General features: G+C 64.0%; 16 protein-coding genes. 3 read left to right on the forward strand and 13 right to left on the reverse strand.

The genetic code is table 11. From position 1 onward, the window contains the following. Positions 1–85 precede the first annotated feature (85 nt). The 8 genes from JVH1_RS40310 to JVH1_RS40345 all read right to left on the reverse strand — a co-directional run bounded on the left by JVH1_RS40310 (position 86) and on the right by JVH1_RS40345 (position 9,169). On the reverse strand, positions 86–1,660 hold the full coding sequence (locus tag JVH1_RS40310) for an ABC transporter substrate-binding protein (protein ID WP_009472421.1): 1,575 nt from the start codon (positions 1,658–1,660) through the stop codon (positions 86–88). 125 nt (positions 1,661–1,785) lie between these two features. Then, positions 1,786–3,366, reverse strand: a complete 1,581-nt coding sequence (locus JVH1_RS40315; protein ID WP_043777164.1) for an ABC transporter substrate-binding protein — start codon at positions 3,364–3,366, stop codon at positions 1,786–1,788. 390 nt (positions 3,367–3,756) lie between these two features. After that, positions 3,757–4,707 (reverse strand): ABC transporter permease, encoded by a 951-nt coding sequence (locus JVH1_RS40320; protein WP_009472418.1) that lies wholly within the window; start codon positions 4,705–4,707, stop codon positions 3,757–3,759. Between the two features lie 106 nt (positions 4,708–4,813). Beyond that, positions 4,814–5,644, reverse strand: coding sequence for an ATP-binding cassette domain-containing protein (locus JVH1_RS40325; protein WP_009472417.1), 831 nt, complete (start codon positions 5,642–5,644; stop codon positions 4,814–4,816). Continuing rightward, on the reverse strand, positions 5,641–6,690 hold the full coding sequence (locus JVH1_RS40330) for an ABC transporter ATP-binding protein (protein ID WP_051033613.1): 1,050 nt from the start codon (positions 6,688–6,690) through the stop codon (positions 5,641–5,643). Before JVH1_RS40330 ends, JVH1_RS40325 begins: the two co-directional genes overlap by 4 nt. After that, positions 6,683–7,570 (reverse strand): ABC transporter permease, encoded by an 888-nt coding sequence (locus JVH1_RS40335; RefSeq protein ID WP_063711548.1) that lies wholly within the window; start codon positions 7,568–7,570, stop codon positions 6,683–6,685. The genes JVH1_RS40330 and JVH1_RS40335 overlap by 8 nt, the downstream gene beginning before the upstream one ends. Before the next feature lie 4 nt (positions 7,571–7,574). After that, positions 7,575–8,759, reverse strand: coding sequence for a thiolase family protein (locus tag JVH1_RS40340; protein WP_043777161.1), 1,185 nt, complete (start codon positions 8,757–8,759; stop codon positions 7,575–7,577). Continuing rightward, complete coding sequence (locus JVH1_RS40345) at positions 8,756–9,169, reverse strand: Zn-ribbon domain-containing OB-fold protein (RefSeq protein WP_009472413.1); 414 nt, start codon at positions 9,167–9,169, stop codon at positions 8,756–8,758. Before JVH1_RS40345 ends, JVH1_RS40340 begins: the two co-directional genes overlap by 4 nt. An 833-nt stretch (positions 9,170–10,002) precedes the next feature. On the opposite strand from JVH1_RS40345, the gene JVH1_RS40350 reads away from it, so the two are divergent. Together JVH1_RS40350 and JVH1_RS40355 are read left to right on the forward strand one after the other, a co-directional pair. After that, on the forward strand, positions 10,003–11,205 hold the full coding sequence (locus JVH1_RS40350) for a CaiB/BaiF CoA-transferase family protein (protein ID WP_043777158.1): 1,203 nt from the start codon (positions 10,003–10,005) through the stop codon (positions 11,203–11,205). 247 nt (positions 11,206–11,452) lie between these two features. Further along, complete coding sequence (locus JVH1_RS40355; protein WP_237735054.1) at positions 11,453–12,934, forward strand: MFS transporter; 1,482 nt, start codon at positions 11,453–11,455, stop codon at positions 12,932–12,934. Between the two features lie 127 nt (positions 12,935–13,061). Here JVH1_RS40355 and JVH1_RS40360 read toward each other — a convergent pair whose 3' ends face one another. Continuing rightward, positions 13,062–13,196 carry a hypothetical protein gene (locus tag JVH1_RS40360; protein ID WP_371113132.1) on the reverse strand — a complete coding sequence of 45 codons (135 nt, stop codon included), beginning with the start codon at positions 13,194–13,196 and terminating at the stop codon, positions 13,062–13,064. After that, positions 13,193–13,438, reverse strand: coding sequence for a hypothetical protein (locus JVH1_RS40365; protein WP_371113133.1), 246 nt, complete (start codon positions 13,436–13,438; stop codon positions 13,193–13,195). Before JVH1_RS40365 ends, JVH1_RS40360 begins: the two co-directional genes overlap by 4 nt. Before the next feature lie 54 nt (positions 13,439–13,492). Between JVH1_RS40365 and JVH1_RS40370 the strand changes: the two genes are divergently transcribed. Beyond that, positions 13,493–14,461, forward strand: a complete 969-nt coding sequence (locus tag JVH1_RS40370) for an MFS transporter (protein ID WP_157173897.1) — start codon at positions 13,493–13,495, stop codon at positions 14,459–14,461. A 356-nt stretch (positions 14,462–14,817) separates the two neighbouring features. Here JVH1_RS40370 and JVH1_RS40375 read toward each other — a convergent pair whose 3' ends face one another. The 3 genes from JVH1_RS40375 to JVH1_RS40385 all read right to left on the reverse strand — a co-directional run bounded on the left by JVH1_RS40375 (position 14,818) and on the right by JVH1_RS40385 (position 18,550). After that, positions 14,818–15,942 carry an NDMA-dependent alcohol dehydrogenase gene (locus JVH1_RS40375; protein ID WP_009472405.1) on the reverse strand — a complete coding sequence of 375 codons (1,125 nt, stop codon included), beginning with the start codon at positions 15,940–15,942 and terminating at the stop codon, positions 14,818–14,820. A gap of 59 nt (positions 15,943–16,001) precedes the next feature. Then, positions 16,002–17,438, reverse strand: a complete 1,437-nt coding sequence (locus tag JVH1_RS40380; RefSeq protein ID WP_009472404.1) for an aldehyde dehydrogenase — start codon at positions 17,436–17,438, stop codon at positions 16,002–16,004. Between the two features lie 128 nt (positions 17,439–17,566). After that, positions 17,567–18,550 carry a TIGR03857 family LLM class F420-dependent oxidoreductase gene (locus JVH1_RS40385; RefSeq protein ID WP_009472403.1) on the reverse strand — a complete coding sequence of 328 codons (984 nt, stop codon included), beginning with the start codon at positions 18,548–18,550 and terminating at the stop codon, positions 17,567–17,569. Positions 18,551–18,661 lie beyond the last annotated feature (111 nt).

Genomic DNA, 18,661 nt, shown 5'->3' on the forward strand with positions numbered 1-18,661 from the left:
GATTGCCATGAACTTTGGTAACGCCGAGGCGATCGACAGCTCGCGAGAACGCGGACTTCTTTCAGTTTCTGACATATCGTGCGGATCACGACGTCGTCTTGCCCGCATAGCGCACATCGAAGATGCTCGTGAAATCCGCTTGCCCGAGAGTGTCCATGCCGATCGTTGAGGACGAGTACGCGACGATCGTCGGTACTCCACAGATGAAGACGTCGTATGCATCGTCGGCAGCGATGCCGGAGGCACGGCGTAAAAGCTCGGTTCTCTCGCCGTCATCGAGCCGCGGGTCGAGCGAGTGCAGAACCGTGTCGGAGAACTGGGCCGACGGCGGGCTCGGGAAGCGGTAGTCGGCCATGTAGTTCAGCAACAGTGACTGGCCGGGAATCGGATACGCCAACCTCGAGTTCAAGAGCCCATAGTCGCCCTGACGGAAAGTCGACTGTGCATCGACAGCCGGAATGGGCAATAGCTGTGCGTCGACGCCGATGTCACGAAATTGCGCCTGCACCGACGTCGCCATCTCCTGCTGCGGCGACGCACCCGCGACATAGATCACGCGCAGGGACAGGTTCTCCGGCGCTCCCGCCTCCTTCAGCAGAGCCTTCGCCTTGGCCGGATCGTACGTATAGAGGGCGGTCCTGCTGTCGTCGTGGCCGTCCACACCTTCGGGAAGCGGTTGCGACAGTGGTGCACACTTTCCGTTGAGCAGAGCCGAATTGATACCCTCGCGGTCGATGGCATAGTTCAACGCCTGCCGGACCTTCGCGTTCTCGAGTCCGGGTGTGCCGATGTCGAGTTGGACGGCGTATGACTGGACGGTCGGATACTCGCGTATCTCGAACCCCGAACCCCCGGTGACAGCACGGATCTCGTCGTATTGGTCCGGATCGACCTTGATCGCATCGACTTGTCCGGAACGGAACGCATTGAGCCGCGAGTTGTCGTCAGCCATTCCGATCAGCTCGAGCCGCTGGGGCTTCTGCGCGTCCGGATCCCAGTAGCCGTCGTAACGCACGTACGTCACACGATCACCGGGGCGCACCTGATCGAAGCGGTACGGTCCCGAACCGGCGTCCGTGCGGCCGATGTCGAGTCCCGCATCGAGAGCCTTCACATTCACGATCGCCGCCTCGGTCGTCGACAGCACGGCGGGGAGATCGAGCGCCGGACGACTGGTCCATATCCGCACTGTGTTCCCGTTCACGGCGTCCACACCGGTCACCATGTCGAATCTGCCCGCCACCTTCGACTTCTGCGGATCACGCGCGCGGGCAAGGCTCGCGACGACAGCCTGGGCGTCCACCGGCGTGCCGTCGTGGAACGTCACGTCGTTCCGAAGCGTGAAATCGACTGACCTTCCGTCGTCGGCGAATGTCCACGATTCGGCGACCATCGGTGCGATCGTCGGACCACTTACAGCTTGGGTCAGCCGGTCGTACACCGGAGACAGAAACGGGAAGTCGATCTGATAGTTGCCCGACTGGTGGGGATCGAGATTGTTCGGGACGACGTTGCCGGCCACTCGCAGAGTCGCCGTGCGATCCACCTCGCCTTGTGCCCCGTGCTCGCCTGTCGCGGTCCCACACGAGACCACGACGCCGGCGGCCAGCACAGCAACCGCCACCGGGTATCGACGGCGACGAGAACTTCTATCGAACATGAATGTGCTCCATTTCCTCGGAATCGACGCAGACACCGACCCGCGCCGCACAGAACGAGGGGCGTCGCCCCGGGACCATGCCCGGGCAACGCCCCTCGCCCGACAACACTCTGATGAGAACTGGGTCAGGAGGTCTTGCCCAGGTACCGCGTGTCGAGGATTCCGCTGAAGTCCGCTTGCCCGATGGTGTCGATACCGACGACCTTGTCGGTGTATGCGGCCTGCGTCGGAATTCCACAGATGAACATGTCGTACGCATTCTCCGAGGCGATACCCGAGGCTTCCGAGTACAGCTGGGTGCGGTCGGCGTCAGGAGTGTTCGGGTCCAGCGAACGGTTCACCGCATCAGTGAACTCCTGCGAAGGTGCCGTCGGGAAGCGCAACGGAACGAGGTAATTGGTCTGGAGCGACTGTGCGGGGGTCGGGTACGTCAGGCGCGGGTTCAGGAGCGAGTAGCTCCCCTCCCCCATCGTGGTCTGCGCATCGGCCGCGGGGAGCGGCATGATGTCGAGCCCCACCCCGACATCGGCCAACTGTGCCTGGATGGCGGTGGCCATCTCCTGCTGGGGAGACAGGCCCGAGACCGTGATCAGCCGCAGCTTCAGATCTGCAGGCGCGTTGGCCTCCTTCAGCAGCTGGCGCGCCTTGTCCGGATCGTACGTGTACTTGCCGTCGACGTCGGAGTTGTGGCCGTTGACGCCGTCGGCGATCGGCTGCGAGATCGGCTGGCATTGGTCCTTCAGAAGCGCCGAGTTGATGCTGTCCCGGTCGATCGCGTAATTGAGAGCCTGCCGAACTCGCGGGTCGGTGAGACCCTGCTGTCCGATGTCGAGTTGCACTGCGTAGTACTGCGACACGGGGAAGGTGTGCATCTGGTACTGCGGCTGTCGCAGCAGGGTCTGCAGCTCGTCGGTCTGGCCTGCTTTCGCGAGCATGACGTCGATCTGACCGCTACGGAAGGCATTGAGTCGTGCGTTGTCGTCGCTGATCCCGATGATCTCGAGATTGGCGGCTTTCTGCGCTTCCGGATCCCAGTACCCGTCGAAACGCTTGTAGATGATGCGGTCGCCTCGTCGGATCTGCTCGGCCACGTAGGGTCCCGAGCCCGCCGTCTCCACGGACAGGTCGACTCCACCGTCGATGGCGACCGGGTTGACGATGGCCGCCGTGGTTGTCGAGAGGATGGCCGGCAAGTCTGCTGCGGGCCTGCTGGTCGTGATCCGCACCGTGTTGTCGTTCACGGCCTGGACCGAGGTGATCACCGCGAGCGATCCCGCCGAACGTGCCCGTTGCGGGTCCCGAGCACGGTCGAGGCTCTTCACCACGGCGGCGGCATCGACCGGGGTTCCGTCGTGGAACTTCGCGTCGGTACGGAGAACGAAATCCGCGCTGAGACCGTCCGGGGAGAACTGCCAGGACTCCGCCAGCATGGGCTCGATCGCCGGCCCCGATACTGCTTGCGTCAGCCGATCGTAGACCGGGGCAAGGTAACTGAAATCGACCTGATAGTTGCTGGACTGGTGGGGATCGAGATTGTTGGGGGCCAGCGTCCACGCCATCTTCAACGTCCCGTTCCGGTCTACCTCACCACCGCTCACGGCCCCCGCAGTCGACCCGCCGCCGCCACAGGCGGACGCGACCGCCGCCACCGTGACCGCCATCACCAGCATCTTGATACCGGAGGAAACTCCGCTACGGATCTTCATACCCACACGCCCATTTCTCACCTTGATCGGTACGTCATGTTCACGAACTCGCCTTGCACGGCGCCAAGAGTGCCTGGCAGAGAATCGGAAGGAATCGCGAATGGCCGAGACCCATCGATGGGCGACCCGTCCGACACGGCGATCACGGCGCTCACGGCTTTTCGACTCACTGCGCATGCCTTGGCGTGCGTGGCCAATACTAGTGACCGTGATCACATATCGCAAGTGGCGCAACATCTTTCGCCATGCAATCCGCGGATCGAGCCCATAGAAGTCTTCTATCGCTACGCTCCACACCAGCGAACACACCTGAGAGGGCTGCCGGACACACAGCCGACAGCCCTCTCGCGTAGGCAGATACGGCCGAAATCCGCTTCGGCCCAACCCTGTCTACTTGCGGATCTTCGGATTGAGGTAACCGTACGACATGTCGACCAGAAGATTGCACACCAGCACCACCAGCGCGCTGATGATGACCACACCCTGAACGACGGGGAGGTCGCGCTGCACGACCGCGGTGTACCCGAGCATCCCCAATCCCGATATCGCAAAGACGAATTCGACGGTCACCGCGCCGCCCAGGATGCGCCCCATCTGCATACCGAGCACCGTGACGATCGATACGGACGCGTTCTTCATGGTGTGCTTCCACAGGACGCCACGCTCGGCGAGTCCCTTGGCGCGCGCGGTGCGCACGTAGTCCTTGTTCATCGCATCGACGATGGAACCTCTCGTCTGACGCGCGAGTTCCGCCGCGGACACCGCGGCCAGTGCGAGCGCCGGCAGGATCAGATGGCGCGACCATTCGACGATCCCGCCCTCCGCGATCGTCACATATCCGGTCGCGGGGAGCCACGCGCGAGTGATCGCGAACGTGATCACCAGAACCAGGCCCAGAACGAACGGGGGGACCGACATGAGGAGCGCCGCCAGCGTCGTCACCGCGCGATCGACGACGGATCCCTGGCGCACGGCAGCCCACACGCCCAGAGGGATTCCGATGACCACGGTGAGCACGATGGCCCACAACGCGAGTGAGCCGGTGATCCAGATCCGCTCCATCAGCGCATCGGTCACGGGCTGGCCGCTGTAGAGGGAGGTACCCAGATCTCCGGTGAGGGCATGAGCGACCCACTCGACATAGCGAACAACCATGGGCGCGTCGAGATTCAAGTTCTGGCGCACCTGCTCGATTTGATCGGCACTGGCGCCTTCGCCCGCGATCCGAGCCGCCGGGTCCGTGCCCCGGTTCGCCAACTCGAGCAACGCGAAGGAGAGAAACGCCACCAACAGCAACAGGGGTATCGCCGCTAAGACGCGACTGACGACGAGCTTGAGCATGAAACCCGACTCCTCATGAGACGAAAGATGTGGTCAGGTGTCGGACTTGCCCACGCGGCAGAAGTCGGCGACACCGGTGAAATCGGTTGTCTGGTGATCCCGTGGTTCATGCCTGGACGACCAGAGTTCGCTTCGCGGCACGCTTGCGCGGATTCATCACCGGGATCGCCGACAGCAGTTCCTTCGTATACGGATCCTTCGGGTCCTCGAAGATCTGCTCGGTAGTGCCCGACTCGACGACCTCGCCGCGTCGCATCACGGTGACATCGTGGGCGAACATCTTCACCAGCGCCAGGTCGTGGGAAATGAACAGGTAGCTGATCTGCCGTTCCTGCTGCAGATCCTGCAGGAGATTGAGTACCTGGGCCTGGATCGAGACATCAAGTGCCGCCACGGGTTCGTCGCACACGATCAGCTCCGGCTCGGTGGCCAGCGCGCGCGCGATGGCGATGCGCTGCAACTGGCCTCCGGAGAACTCGTGTGGGTACTTCTCGAGTTGGTCCATGCGGAGCCCTACCCGCTCGAGCAGTTCCGCAACCCGCTCGTTACGAGCGCTCCCCCGCAGTTTCGTGTGCAAGGTGAGCGGCTCCGCCACGGACTGGCCGATCAACATGCGGGGATCCAACGAGTTGAACGGATCCTGGAAGATCATCGTCGCGCGCCGGCGAAGCCTGCGCACCTCCTTCGCCGACATCGTCATGATGTCGTCTCCGAACAACTTCACGGAACCCGTGTCAGGGGTGGCCAGTCGCAGAGCCATCCGGCCGATCGTGGACTTGCCGGCACCGCTCTCGCCGACGATCGCCCGGGTCCGGCCCTTCTCCAGCGTGAACGACACGTCCTTGACGGCGTGGGTGTGTTCCGTCGGGATGCCCAGAAGATTCCGCTTCTTGACGAAGGACTTGACGAGGCTGTCGATTTCGAGGATCGGACTCATTCCTTGATTCCTTCCAAGCGCAACTCATCGGACCGGACGCAACGCACCAGGTGATGATCGGAACCCTCGAGCGGGACAGTGCCCTCATCGCACTGCCCCGCCGCGGCGTATCCGCAACGGGGGTGGAACCTGCACCCGCTCGGCCAATTCCAGGCCGCGGGTACGGTTCCCGGAATCGCGAAGAGTCGCTCGGCTCGCACCTGAGCGTCCGGCGTCGACGCCAGTAGTCCTTCGGTGTAGGGATGCTCGGGCTCGTAGAAGAGTTTCTCGGCGACGGTCGTCTCCATTACCTGGCCACCGTAGAGGACAGCAACCCGGTCGCACGTCTGCGCGACCACACCGAGGTCGTGCGTGATGAACAGGACGCCGAGCCCCATCCGCTCCTGAAGCTCCGTGAGAAGGTCCAGCACCTGAGCCTGAACCGTGACATCCAGTGCCGTCGTCGGTTCGTCCGCGATGAGGACGACCGGCTCGCAGGCGACGGCCATCGCCAGCATTACCCGCTGACACATACCACCGCTGAACTGGTGCGGATACTCGTGCGCGCGCTTCTCCGGGTCGGGAATACCGACCAGATCCAGCATCTCGACGGCACGGCTCCAGGACTCCTTGCGCCCGACGTCCTCCTTGTGTCTGCGCACCACCTCGGCAATCTGATCGCCTACGGTGAAGGCGGGGTTGAGGGATCGGCGCGGTTCCTGGAAGATCATGCCGATCGTCTTGCCCCGAAGGTCGTTCATCTCACGGTTGGACAGGCCGATAAGCTCTCGGCCCTCCAGGCGAACCGAGCCGGTGATCCGAACCTTGGGTCCGGTGAGAAGTCCCATGATCGCCAACGACGTGACGGTCTTGCCGGAACCGGACTCTCCCACCAGTCCTAGCGTCTCTCCTCGGCGCAACACCAGGTCGAGATGATCGACCACACGGGACCATCCGTGCTCGGTCTTGAAATCGATGCACAGATCCGTGACTTCCAGGACTTTCTGCCCGAGGTCGACGTGATCGGCCACCGCTTCGTCTGCCGCCAGTAGTGTCTTGTCAGCCATTTGCTCCACGCCCTTCGAAAGCATCACGCATACCGTCACCGAACGTCGACAACGCCAGGACCGTCAACACGATCGCAGCGGTGGGCACGATCATGAAGCTGGGCGAGACGCTCACGTTCTGGAACGCGTCCTGGAGCATGGATCCCCAGCTGGCCTGAGGTGACTCGACACCGAGTCCGAGGAAGCTCAGGCTCGCCTCGACAATGATGACGATGCCGGCACCGAACGTCACCTGGATCATCAGGGCAGAGCTGGCGTTCGGAAGAACGTGCCGCCACAGCAACCGGAAGTTCGAGCACCCGACGCTACGGCAGGCCTCGATGTAGGACTCGCCTGCCACGGCCTGCGCCTCGGACCGCGCGATGCGGAACAGTCTCGGCGCCAGCAGCATTCCGACGGCGATCATGGCGTTCGTCAGTCCGGGACCGAGCACACCGACCACCGCCAGAGCAAGGATCAGCGGCGGCAGCGCGAGCAGTGCTTCGGCGATACGACTGAGCACTGCGTCCACCGGACCGCCCACCAGTCCGGCGAGGAGACCGAACGGGATACCGATGATCGCCGCCAGCGCCATTGCCTGGACGATTGCGAGTACAGCGACCTGGGTTGCGTCGACCATGCGGCTGAAGACGTCACGTCCGTAACCGTCGGTGCCGAACCAGTGTTCACCGCTCGGCCCCTGCAGACGTGCACTGAGTGCCTGCGCGTTGGGGTCGTGAGTCATCAGGACGGAACCGAACACTGCGACCAGCACGAGCAGGACGAGAAAAGCGAGCGACACCATGGCCGCCCGATTGGAACGGAGCGCACGCCATTTTCGGCCGCCACGCAGCCGTGTGGACCACGTGCCGCGGGAACTGGTGGATTCTGCGGTGGTCATGTCGTCACCCTTCGCGACGTAGCAGCATGCAGCCTGCCTCGGGTCCGCCACCGATACCGACTGCGGCGATTTCGACGTCCTTGGCGATCTGCCGGTCTCCGCCCTCCCGCCACAACTGCACGCAGGCTTCGTGCAAAAAGCCGTATCCGTGTAGACGGCCGGCCGAGAGCTGGCCACCGTGCGGGTTGATGGGGAGTTCACCGTCGAGGCGGTAGCGGCCTTCTTCGTCGAGGAACTGGCCGACCTTGCCGTGCTCACAGAACCCGAGTGCTTCGATCCACTGAGTCGTCAAGTAACTGAAGCCGTCATAGAGCGTCGCGAAGTCGACGTCACCGGGCGTCAGCTTGGTGGTCTCCCACATCGAGTCCGCCGCGTCGTGGGATGCCATGGTCGTGAGATCGGCTCGCTGATCCCAGGTGTGCCGCTCCGCGAGCGACGCACCCGCCGCTTCGATGGCGAGGGGCGAATTGTTCAGTCCGGTCGACGCTTCGCGCCGCGAGACGATGATCGCCGTCGCGCCGTCACACGGAACATCGCAGTCGTAGAGACCGAGCGGCCAGGAGATCAACCGGGCGCCGAGGTAGTCGTCCATCGTCATCGGATCCCGGTAGATGGCATTGGGGTTGAGGCCGGCATTACGACGGCCGTTGATGACGAGCTTGCCGATCTGCTCACGGGTGAGCCCGAATTCGTGCATGTATCGCTGCGCGTACATGCCGATCCAGTTGGCCGGCGAAGCCGCCCCGAACGGCAGCCTGAACTCCGAGTGCCCACTGGCGCGAACCATCTTCCCGGTCAGTGCCGCGGCGCGACCCGACGCCTGAGCTGTCGCCTCCCACACCGAGCGGAAGCAGAGTACGTGGGTGGCGCGCCCGCTCGCCACGGCGGCAGCTGCATCCAGGAGTGTTCCGATCTGCCCCGAAGTTTCGACACCGCTGACGTGCCAGCGGGTCTTCAGGCCGAAAGCGTCACGGACGTCGTGTGTCGTCGCGCCGACGAAGCCGCCCTCCGCGTTCACCGGACCGGGATAGCTGGCTACACCGTCGATGTCATCGAACGACAGTCCGGCATGCTCCACCGCTCGCTCCGAGGCCTCGAGTGCGAGGTCGATACCGGTCCGCCCGATACGGCGTCCGATCTGAGACTGCCCGATACCCGTGATGACAGCACGGTCGTCCACAAAGGTCATTTCGTCACCGGCCTGAAGAAGGGAAGTGCCACGTCGTCCTGCTCGTCGAAGACCACCTCGACCGCCATGCCGACCTCGACTGCATCGACGTCGCACTCGACGAGGCAGGTGGTCAGGCGAACGTCCGGTTGATCGTCGAGTTCCACCGCCGCAATGACATAGGGAGGCGGGAACGCGGGAAACCACTGATGGTGATTGACGGTGTACGCCGCGACCTTGCCGGTACCCGAAGCGACCTCGGGACCGACGTCGCGGCTGTGACACCGCCAGCACGCGCCGACCGGCGGATGGATCCACCCACGGCACGCTCGGCACCGATAGATGCGTAGTTCGTCTTCGAATCCTCCGGTCCAGAAGTCCCGCGACTCCGCGGTCACCTCGGGGAGCATTCGTCCCGATTGGTTTGACATCGAGTTCCTCCAAAGAACTGTCGCTGACGGGTGCCCGATACCGATCAGCCGCGCGAAACGGATCAGACGTGACCTCGGTCACCCTGGGCGAACCCTAGCATCTGATGGTTGTGTCACGAAAGAGTCGAGCGGAATATCAGCCTCGGGAAGCGCCCGCTCCCGATGCCGGTACTCAACCGCACGAGGATGACGTTGCCTGCACCGCGCTCGAACCTTTGCCCTTATGCGCTGCATATATTCGAGGGAATCGACGTTCGCATGCCCGTCGATCGTCCGCTCGGTCACCGTGCCGAGTAGTTCACACAAATGTTCCGCGACGCGCCCGCGACCACAGGGTCGCAGCCCTCGGCTCTCAATTCTCTGACACTGATGTTCACACCAATGAGTACGCGAGCGCGGGCGCACATGTCCCATCTACCACCAGTTGGGCAGGCGACCATCCTCAAAGTACTCGCTGTGTCAGATTGACGATGCGAAATCCGCACGATTGCGCCGTGCGGCGATCCGCCTCGTTGAAACGCACGTCTGACCGGAGGCGATTGGCACGGTCGGGATGTCGACGCCTTCCGGGCCATGCAGTGGTAGTTCGTGACCTATCACGCTTGTCGGCCGCCCCCACCGTCAATCAGAAAATGCACGTTCGATACGCTTGTGATGCGGAACACACAAACCTCGCATTTTTATGTACACTGAGTCAGATACTTCTCCTCAGAGGTTTCAGGTTCACAGTGTCTCCAGGTTCGCCAGGGCTCGCCGGCTTACCGGCGCCGTACCCGTTTCGGCACCTGCCCGCTGTCCCCATCCGGAAAGGAAGCATCACCGTGGTCGGTGTAATGAACGGAATCCGAGTCGTCGAAGTTGCGGCATGGACCTATGTGCCCGTGGCCGGCGCAATACTCACCGAGTGGGGTGCCGACGTCCTGAAGATCGAGCACCCCGAAAGCGGCGACCCGCAACGAGGTCTGGTCAGCTCCGGACTGATCCCCGCCGGCGGTGTAAACCACATGTTCGAGCTACCGAACCGCGGGAAGCGGAGTGTGGCACTCGATCTGAAGTCGGAGGAAGGGCGCGAGCTGTTGATGAAACTCGTCGCCACGGCCGACGTGTTTCTGACGAACTTCCGTCCCTCGGCGCGCAAGAAGCTGCGTATCGACGTCGACGACGTTCGTGCGCACAACGACAAGATCATCTACGTCCGCGGCTCCGCGGCCGGTCAGCGCGGACCGGAAGCCGAACGCGGCGGATACGACATGTCGTCCTTCTGGGGTCGCAGCGGGGCTGCCGACAACGTCACCCCCGCATCGAGCGAGTACCCGGTGAACATGCCGGGCCCCGCCTACGGGGACACCCTCGGCGGCCTCACCATCGCGGGAGCGATCTCGTCGGCGCTGTTCCACCGGGAACGAACCGGCGAGGCCCTTGTCGTCGACAGCTCGCTCCTCGCGATGGGGTCCTGGGCGATGGGCGCGACGATCGCAGGCGCGCATGCCTTCGAGATCGACGAGTACCCCAAGCCGGTTCAGTCGGAAGCTGCAAACCCCCTGGTCAACATGTACAGGACGGCGGACGATCGGTTCATCTCCATCGTCATGCTCGAATCGGACCGCTTCTGGCCCGAGCTGATGACGGTGCTGGAGAGCCCCGAGCTCATCGACGACCCCCGGTTCGACAGCCACGCGACGCGTGCCGAGAACCGGGCCGCGTGCATTGCCGCCATCTCGGCAGGGTTCGCGAAAAAGACACTCGACGAGTGGAAGGTGGCCTTGAAGGACATCAACGGAGTGTGGTCGGCCGTACAGAAGCCACGCGAGGTCGTCACCGACCCCCAGGTCGAGGCAAACGGCTACATCGCGGACCTCGAAGACGCGGCAGGCACTCCCTTCAAGCTCGTGACGGCACCGGTGCAGTTCAATGAACAACCCAGCCAGGTCACGCGCGCACCCGAACACGGTGAGCACACCGACGAGGTGCTCGAGGAACTCGGCCTGAGCATGGACCAGATCATCCAATACAAGGTGAGTGGAGCAATCCTCTGACCCCGACGTTGTTGTCGGACAATTACATGTGACGTGGAGAGGGTGCCGGACCCGCGGCACCCTCTCCACGTCTCTGAGATCTGGCACTGTCTACGTCCTCTTCCCGACGCCGACGGCGCCCGGAAAGGCGCACATGAGCACTCGAGACGTGTGGCACACCCGAATACGTTCACGCTTGGCATTTTCGGAAGACACCCGAGACAAAGTCCGAGATGCCGCCGCGCACCCGCACAGCCGGCAGGACAGGATGCTCGCACTGACAGGCACCCTGCTCGGTCTCGTTCTCGCGGCGCTGGCCTCGACGACCGTCCTCACGTCCCTTCCGGTGATGATGCACGAACTCGGCGGGGATCAGACCGCATACACCTGGGTGGTCGGTTCTACTCTGCTCACGACCACGGTCAGCCTCGCGATCTGGGGAAAGCTTGCCGACCTCTTCTCCCACAAGAAGCTCATGTTCGCGGCCATCGCCGTGTTCGTCGTCGCATCCCTGTTCGCCGGGCTCGCACCGAACACCACCGTCCTGATCGGGTGCCGAGCCCTTCAAGGAATCGGGGCCGGAGGAGTGATCGCCGTCGGGCCGGTCCTGCTCGCGGATCTCCTGAGCCCGCGCGAACGTGGGCGATACGCCGGCCTGATCAGCGGGGTGATCGGCATCGGCACGATCGGCGGCCCCGTCATCGGGGGGATCGTCACCGACACCATCGGCTGGCGCTGGAGCTTCTACCTCGGCATCCCCTTTGCGATAGCGGCCGTGGTACTCCTTCAGCGGTCCTTACACCTGCCCGTCGACCATCGTCCAATCCGCATCGACTGGGTCGGCGCCGGCCTGATCTCGGTCAGTGCATGCGCGCTCATGATGTGGGTCACGTTGGCGGGCAGTCAGTTCGACTGGCTCTCACCGACGTCATATGTCGTGTTGGGTGGTGCGGTCGTGTGCGCCCTCGCCGCGGCAGTGGTCGAGGCGAAGGTCCGCGAGCCCGTCATACCCCTCGCGCTGCTCAGGAATCCCTCGATCTCCCGCGTCGTGATCGCCAGTACGGCATTGGGTGTCACGATGCTCGCTGTACCGACATTCATGAGTCAGTACCTGCAGATCGCCCGAGGACTCAGCGCCTCGGTGTCAGGAATCTTCATGCTGTCCATGTCCGTCGCGACGTTTCTGGCCGCCTCCGTGATCGGACATCGGATCAGCCGAACCGGATTGTGGAAGCGCTGGGTCGTCCTCGCCAGCGTTGCGCTCGTCTGCGGGCTCGCCGGTCTGTCGACCCTCACCGTCTCATCCGGGCTGGCCACGGTGTCCGTGTATCTGCTGTGCATCGGGTTCGCGATCGGAGTCCTGATGCACAATCTTCTCGTCGTCGCGCAGAATTGCGCGCCGCCGCACCAACTGGGTGCCGCCAGCGCGCTGCCCGCGTTCTTCCGTCAACTCGCGAGCGCGATGAGCGTCAGCATCCTGGGCGCTGTTCTCGCTACGAGAATCTCCGCATTTCACACTGGCGGAGACGAATCGGAGTTGGTGAACGCATCTGTTCCACGCGTGGCCGACATCGGCGAACCCCTACGCGGACAGCTTCAGACCGCGTACGCCGACGGCATCGGCGACCTCTTCCTGCTGTGCACGCCGCTCGGACTCCTCGGACTCGTTGCCGCACTCGTGCTGCCCAACGCTCCCCTCAGCAGCAAGACCGCAGTGGAGACCCAGGCGCTCGACCCACTCGACACGTGATCTGCCCCGTGAGGAGTTGCGTAATGGTCGTCTGCGGACACCGGTGCGGATGTCGTGGAGGGCACCGATTGCCACAGACATACTCGCGCGGTCGCTCTAGACGTCTCGGCTCGAGGATCGATTTCTGTCACCGCTGGGCTTCGATCGACGAGAACGCCTCCGCATCGAGGATGCTGACGGACAGTTCTGAAATCGACTGGGCAGCATCTTGATACATCGAGTACAGATCTTCGACTCCACCGCGCGCAACCCAAAAGTTCACCAGAGCAGAGTTGCCGCCTCGAGTGTCGCAGCCATGAGTTGAGGACGCATGTCGGCGTCCGGATCGAGGCCCAATGAGGCTGAAATGAAGGCAGTCAGTGCCAGCTGGACACTCCGGCGACGCTCGCCGTTTGCCCTGTCCATCACCTCAGGGGCTGTGGCGGCAGCCTTTTTCCAGAGCAGATATCCATCCAAACCGGATTGCGTGTTCAAAGTCAGGGCCATCCACACAGCCCAGATCACGGAGGCAGGATCGGGCGACGGCTCGAGGCGCGCGAACTCGTCGAGTCGGTGTCCATGATGTCCGTCGGCGCCCTTGTCATCGCGCTGACGCCCAGCTACGACACCATCGGTGTGTGGGCAGCGGTCATCGTCGTCCTCGCCCGGCTCGTTCAGGGCCTGTCGATGAGTGGTGAGCAAGCCACAGTCGGAACGTACCTTCTCGAGACGGCGCCCCGGAATCGACGGTTCCTCTTCGGCGCGGTTGCCAGCGCCTCGAGCTGCGTCGGGCAAATGCTGGCGACTGCGTGTCTGGCGATCCTGCTGGGAATCTACGGCGTCGAGGGACTCGAGTCCGGCGGCTGGCGTGTGGGCTTCCTCGTCTGCGCCGCAATGGGACTGATCGCGGTGTGGATTCGTGGTGCCGCGCCAGAGAGCGAAATCTTCACCGAACAAGTGAAGAACGAACGTCCGCGTCAACTCCCACTACTTCGCGCACGCACCCGTCAGGCCGCCGCGATCTTCCTGATGCTCGTCCCGGTCACCATGGGCATGTACTTCATCACCGCCTACCTGGCCAAGTTCCTTTCCCACGCCGGCGTCGCGACGAAGGAGCAAGTCACGGGGTATGTGCCGATCTTCACGGTGTATTTGATCCCCGTCATCTTGGTGTCGGGATTCCGCGCGGACCGATTCGGTGGCCTCCGGATATTGCGGATCGGGTACGTGACCCTTGCGGTGTGCACACTGCCCGTCATCATCGGACTTTCCACCGGGGTGGTGCCCATTCTGCCCGGAGCACTGCTGTACCTCACTGTCCTCGGATCTGTAACAGGTCCCTTCGCCATGGTCGGCCCTCAATTGTTCCCTCCAGCAGTGCGAGCCGTGGGCGTGGGATTGCCGTCGATGCTCTCCGTGGCCCTCTTCGGTGGAACGTTTCCGCTCATCGCCGAAGGTCTCACCGCCGCTGGCGGCTCTGGCGCCATCCCTTGGCAATATTCTCGTTCGCAAATCGGACCTCGTTCACGACTCCGACACCGAAGATGAGTCGAGGGAGATACGTCAGCGCACTGCCCGGTGAGGCAACCGAGAATGGTGCGCCGTAACAACAAGAGTTCTCCCAGAGCGAGGCCGCACAGTGTTCCAGCCGAGGCCGACCCGCCTACCAGCTCGTTGCAATCGCAGCTTGGCACATGGTGACTCTTCGGGGTACCACCCGGTTGCTGTACACCGTGTTTCGACATCCCTGACGAAACACGTTGTACCACAGGATCGGCGTCACGCTGTTGACGCTGGAGTGGGGAACGCGATTTGGGCGGAATGCCGTGTAACTCGGTATCCCCAGGTGTGCGCCCGCTTCACCCGTGGCCATCCCGGAACCTACAGTGCGTGTGCTCCAGCGATCACGCATCCGCCGCGGGGTAGCGGAGGACTCCGCGGATGTTGCGGCCGCCGCGCATGTCGTCGTAGCCGTCGTTGACCTTCTCGAGGGGGTAGTCCCTCGTCACCATCGAATCTAGGTCGACGCCGCCCGAACTCCAGAGCTCCAGCAGCTTCGGGATGTCGGCACGCGGATTGGCTGAGCCGTAGAGACTGCCGACGATCTGCTTCTCCGTGAGTGTCAGGTCCATCAGGCTGACCGAGATCTCGCGCTCCGCCATCGGGTGGATGTTCGTCACCACCAGCCGGCCACGCTTCGCGGTCATGGCCAGGGCCTTCGCCACCAGACGGCCCTCGCCCACGCCCATCGCGCAGATGAACTTGTCGGCGCCACGATGCCATGTGGCCTCGGCGACGACCTCCGGGGCTTCCTCCCACGACGACGCCACGTGGGTAGCACCCATCCGCTTGGCTTCCTCACGCTTGAATTCGGAGGGCTCGATGACCGTGATGGTGCGCGCCCCAGCGATTCTCGCTCCTTGCACTGCCGCGGCACCGATACCACCCACACCCGCGACGACGACGGTCTCGCCGGGCCGGACATCTGCCGAATACACGGCCGAACCCCAGCCGGTGACGAAGCCACAACCCAGGAGGCAGGCACGGTCGAGCGGATGATGCGGTTCGATCTTGATGCAACTGGCCTCGTGGACCACGGTGTGGTGTGCGAAAGACCCGATACCGCACGCAAGCGCGAGATCTTCGTCCCTGATGTGGTGGCGTGCGGTGTCGTCGAAGATTTGACGCCCACTGTAGATCTTGGCTCCGAGGTCACACAGACTCTGGTGACCGTTCGAGCACGACGGACAACGACCGCACGAGGGAATGAACCCGAACACGACGTGGTCGCCCGGTTGCAGCCACGACACGTGGGAACCGACTTCCTTGACGACTCCGGCGCCTTCGTGGCCACCGATACACGGAAGCCGGAACGGCATGTCTCCGGTCACGATGTGCTCGTCCGAATGGCACATCCCGGACGCGTGCAACTCGACCAGAACTTCTTGTTCCTTGGGCGGGTCGAGCTGAATGGTTTCGATAGACCAGGGAGAGTTGCGCTCCCACAGGACTGCTGCCTGCGTCTCCATGTAATTCCTTCCATCGGCGCGGCACCGGCAGGTGTCGACGCGGGTGAGTGTCCTGGGGGTCAGAGAATGATCGACTGCGTCTCGAGGTACCCGGCGATACCTTCCGGACCACCTTCCCTGCCGACGCCTGACTTCTTGAAACCGCCGAAGGGGCTGCCGAAGTCGAGTGGTGCGGGTGAGTTGACCGATACCGATCCCACGCGAAGTCGAGCGGCCACGCGCGCCGCCCGGGCGGCGTCCGCGGACCACACCGCCCCTGCGAGTCCGTAGTCGGAGTCGTTGGCGAGAGCCACGGCCTCGTCCTCTCCCTCGTACGGGATCAGGACGCAGACGGGCCCGAAGAGTTCTTCGCGCGCAATGGCCATGTCGTTGTGGACATCCGCGAGCACAGTGGGCGCCACAAACCAACCGGTGTCGAGACCGTGGGGACGAGAGCCGCCGGCGACCACCCGCGCCCCGTCCTGCACCGCGCGCTGGATGTGGGCTTCGATCCGATCGCGCGCGGCACTGTTGATCACCGGCCCGACGTCGGTCGAACGATTCGCCGGGTCCCCGACCGTGAGCGCGGCGACGGCGGCGGCGATCGCGTCGACGCACTCCTCGTAGCGACTGCGCGGCAGCAGGATACGAGTCTGTGCGGCACAGACCTGACCATTGTTCGCCATGACGCCGGTGACGAGACCCGACACGACCTTCTGGTCGAGAACAACGTCGTCCAGGACGACGGCAGCAGACTTTCCGCCGAGCTCGAGGCCGCACCGGCGAATGTCTGCCGCGCAGACGGCGCCGATGCGTCTGCCTGCCGCTGTCGAACCGGTGAAACTCACCTTGTCGACACCGGGATGTGACACCAGGGCCTCGCCCGTCTGCACGTCACCGGACACGATGTTGATCACTCCCGCCGGAATCCCGGCGGCCTCCACTGCCGCCGTCAGCTTCGACAATGCGAGCGGAGCCTCGGGCGACGGCTTGAGCACCAGCGTGCAACCCGCGGCGAGGGCGGGGGCCAGCTTCAGGAAGGCGGTGAACAGCGGCGCGTTCCACGGCAGAATCGCACCGACGACACCGACCGGGAGCTGCCGCACCAGGACTTCTCCGCCGATCACTGACGGGCGACGGTCCTCGAAACGGTATTCGGGTGTGATCTTCTCGAAGGTGCGAAGAACTCCGAGCGCGGTTCCGATCTGCCCGAAGGACGTCCACTTCCGAGGCGAGCCCACTTCGGCAGAGACCACGTCGGCGTAATCCCGGGACTCCGCCTCGATCGCATCGGCCAGCCGGCCGATCGCGGCTGCCCGCTCGGCGGCGGTCGTCGTGGCCCACGGACCGCGCTCGAGCGCATCACGGGCCGCGGCGATCGCCGCTCCGACCTCTTCCGAGGTGGCGGCGGTGACGTGCCCGAGCACCTCACCCGAGGCGGGCGAGGTCACCGCTATTCGTGCGCCTGCGCTCGGAGACCATTTCCCGGAGACGTAGATGCCCTCGTAGTTGTGCACTGGTTCCCTCTCGTCCGGAGATCACCCTCTGTGGCGATCGACGCGCCCCGCACCGAGATACGTAAACCTCGGGTAGCGCGTATAGACATCGAATTCTGGCAGTAATGTCACGTTAGGGCAAGGTCGATTCAGGCGCGGTCCACGACTTCGCCCAATTGGTCCGGCGTGCTGCCGTGCAAAACCAACTCGTCGGCGCCAGCCTCGCGATACCTGTCGAACATCGACCGGCACTCGCTCGGCGAACCGAGCGCTGCCGCGCCTCGAACCCATTCGGCGGGCAGAGACTCCGCCGCTTCCGTCAGCTGGGCGCGAGTGCGGACCGAATCCGCCGCGCCCTTCACACCGGCGAGCTGTGGGTGGGCGCGGAGGGCTGCCAGTAGGTCAGGGTCCCACCCATTCACCTTCGCTAGCTGCTCCCCGAAGGTCGGGATTTGGTAGTAGGTGACGGCGCGCCCGCCGACGACCGCAGCTTCCTCGTCCGCCTCCAGGCCGGATGCGACCACCACAGTCGCGTAAATCCGCACAGAGTCCGGGTCACGGCCAGCATCGACGGCGGCGGCCCTGACCGCCTCGGCCGATCGCCGGACAGCATCAGGTGTGAGGAAGGGATGCAACAGAACTCCGTCGAAGTGGCGGCCGGCGAGCTCGAGCCCCTTCGGGCCGATCGCAGCAAAGACGAGCGGAGGAACAGGCTGGTCAGGGATGTCGTTGAGGCGAAGAGCGGGGTAGACGCCCGCAGGCCCGTCGTAGGTGACCTTCTCGCCGCGGCACAGTCGACGGAAGATGTCGGCGGCGTCGACCAGGGACCGATTCGTGGATTTGGGGAGGCCGACAGCGCTCCACATCCGGTCGACCGAACGGCCGACTCCGATCATGATCCGGCCGTCGCAGAGACCCTGTGCCGTCATCGCCAGCGAAGCCAGCATCGCGGGATGCCGAGACTGCAGATGGGTCACGCCGGCCGCGATCTTGATCGTGCTCGTGACCTGACTGAACGCTCCGGCAAGTACGCCGAAGTCCTTGGTTCCCCACCGCTCGCTCAGCCACAGCGTGTCCAAGCCGAGCCGTTCGGCTTCGACTGCCTGGGCGATGGCGGGCCGGGGATCGGGCACCCGGCCGGGGAGGGCATATGCACCGAGACCGAGCCGATCGCGGACCGCTACGGGAGCCCCACGGGGGACCGCGCCGGGCCCGGGGGTGGATTTCTCATCATTCATGGGCCT

Origin of the sequence: Rhodococcus sp. JVH1, from assembly GCF_000280725.2 — a bacterium.
Taxonomy (GTDB): domain Bacteria; phylum Actinomycetota; class Actinomycetes; order Mycobacteriales; family Mycobacteriaceae; genus Rhodococcus_F; species Rhodococcus_F jostii_A.

What these genes read in the sequence shown, in the direction of transcription:
- JVH1_RS40325 (WP_009472417.1), bottom strand. Translation starts at nt 5,644, where the DNA reads ATGAGTCCGATCCTCGAAATCGACAGCCTCGTCAAGTCCTTCGTCAAG.
- JVH1_RS40345 (WP_009472413.1), bottom strand. Translation starts at nt 9,169, where the DNA reads ATGTCAAACCAATCGGGACGAATGCTCCCCGAGGTGACCGCGGAGTCG.
- JVH1_RS40355 (WP_237735054.1), top strand. Translation starts at nt 11,453, where the DNA reads ATGCTCGCACTGACAGGCACCCTGCTCGGTCTCGTTCTCGCGGCGCTG.
- JVH1_RS40350 (WP_043777158.1), top strand. Translation starts at nt 10,003, where the DNA reads ATGAACGGAATCCGAGTCGTCGAAGTTGCGGCATGGACCTATGTGCCC.
- JVH1_RS40310 (WP_009472421.1), bottom strand. Translation starts at nt 1,660, where the DNA reads ATGTTCGATAGAAGTTCTCGTCGCCGTCGATACCCGGTGGCGGTTGCT.
- JVH1_RS40330 (WP_051033613.1), bottom strand. Translation starts at nt 6,690, where the DNA reads ATGGCTGACAAGACACTACTGGCGGCAGACGAAGCGGTGGCCGATCAC.
- JVH1_RS40320 (WP_009472418.1), bottom strand. Translation starts at nt 4,707, where the DNA reads ATGCTCAAGCTCGTCGTCAGTCGCGTCTTAGCGGCGATACCCCTGTTG.
- JVH1_RS40335 (WP_063711548.1), bottom strand. Translation starts at nt 7,570, where the DNA reads ATGACCACCGCAGAATCCACCAGTTCCCGCGGCACGTGGTCCACACGG.
- JVH1_RS40370 (WP_157173897.1), top strand. Translation starts at nt 13,493, where the DNA reads ATGATGTCCGTCGGCGCCCTTGTCATCGCGCTGACGCCCAGCTACGAC.
- JVH1_RS40315 (WP_043777164.1), bottom strand. Translation starts at nt 3,366, where the DNA reads ATGAAGATCCGTAGCGGAGTTTCCTCCGGTATCAAGATGCTGGTGATG.
- JVH1_RS40340 (WP_043777161.1), bottom strand. Translation starts at nt 8,759, where the DNA reads ATGACCTTTGTGGACGACCGTGCTGTCATCACGGGTATCGGGCAGTCT.
- JVH1_RS40375 (WP_009472405.1), bottom strand. Translation starts at nt 15,942, where the DNA reads ATGGAGACGCAGGCAGCAGTCCTGTGGGAGCGCAACTCTCCCTGGTCT.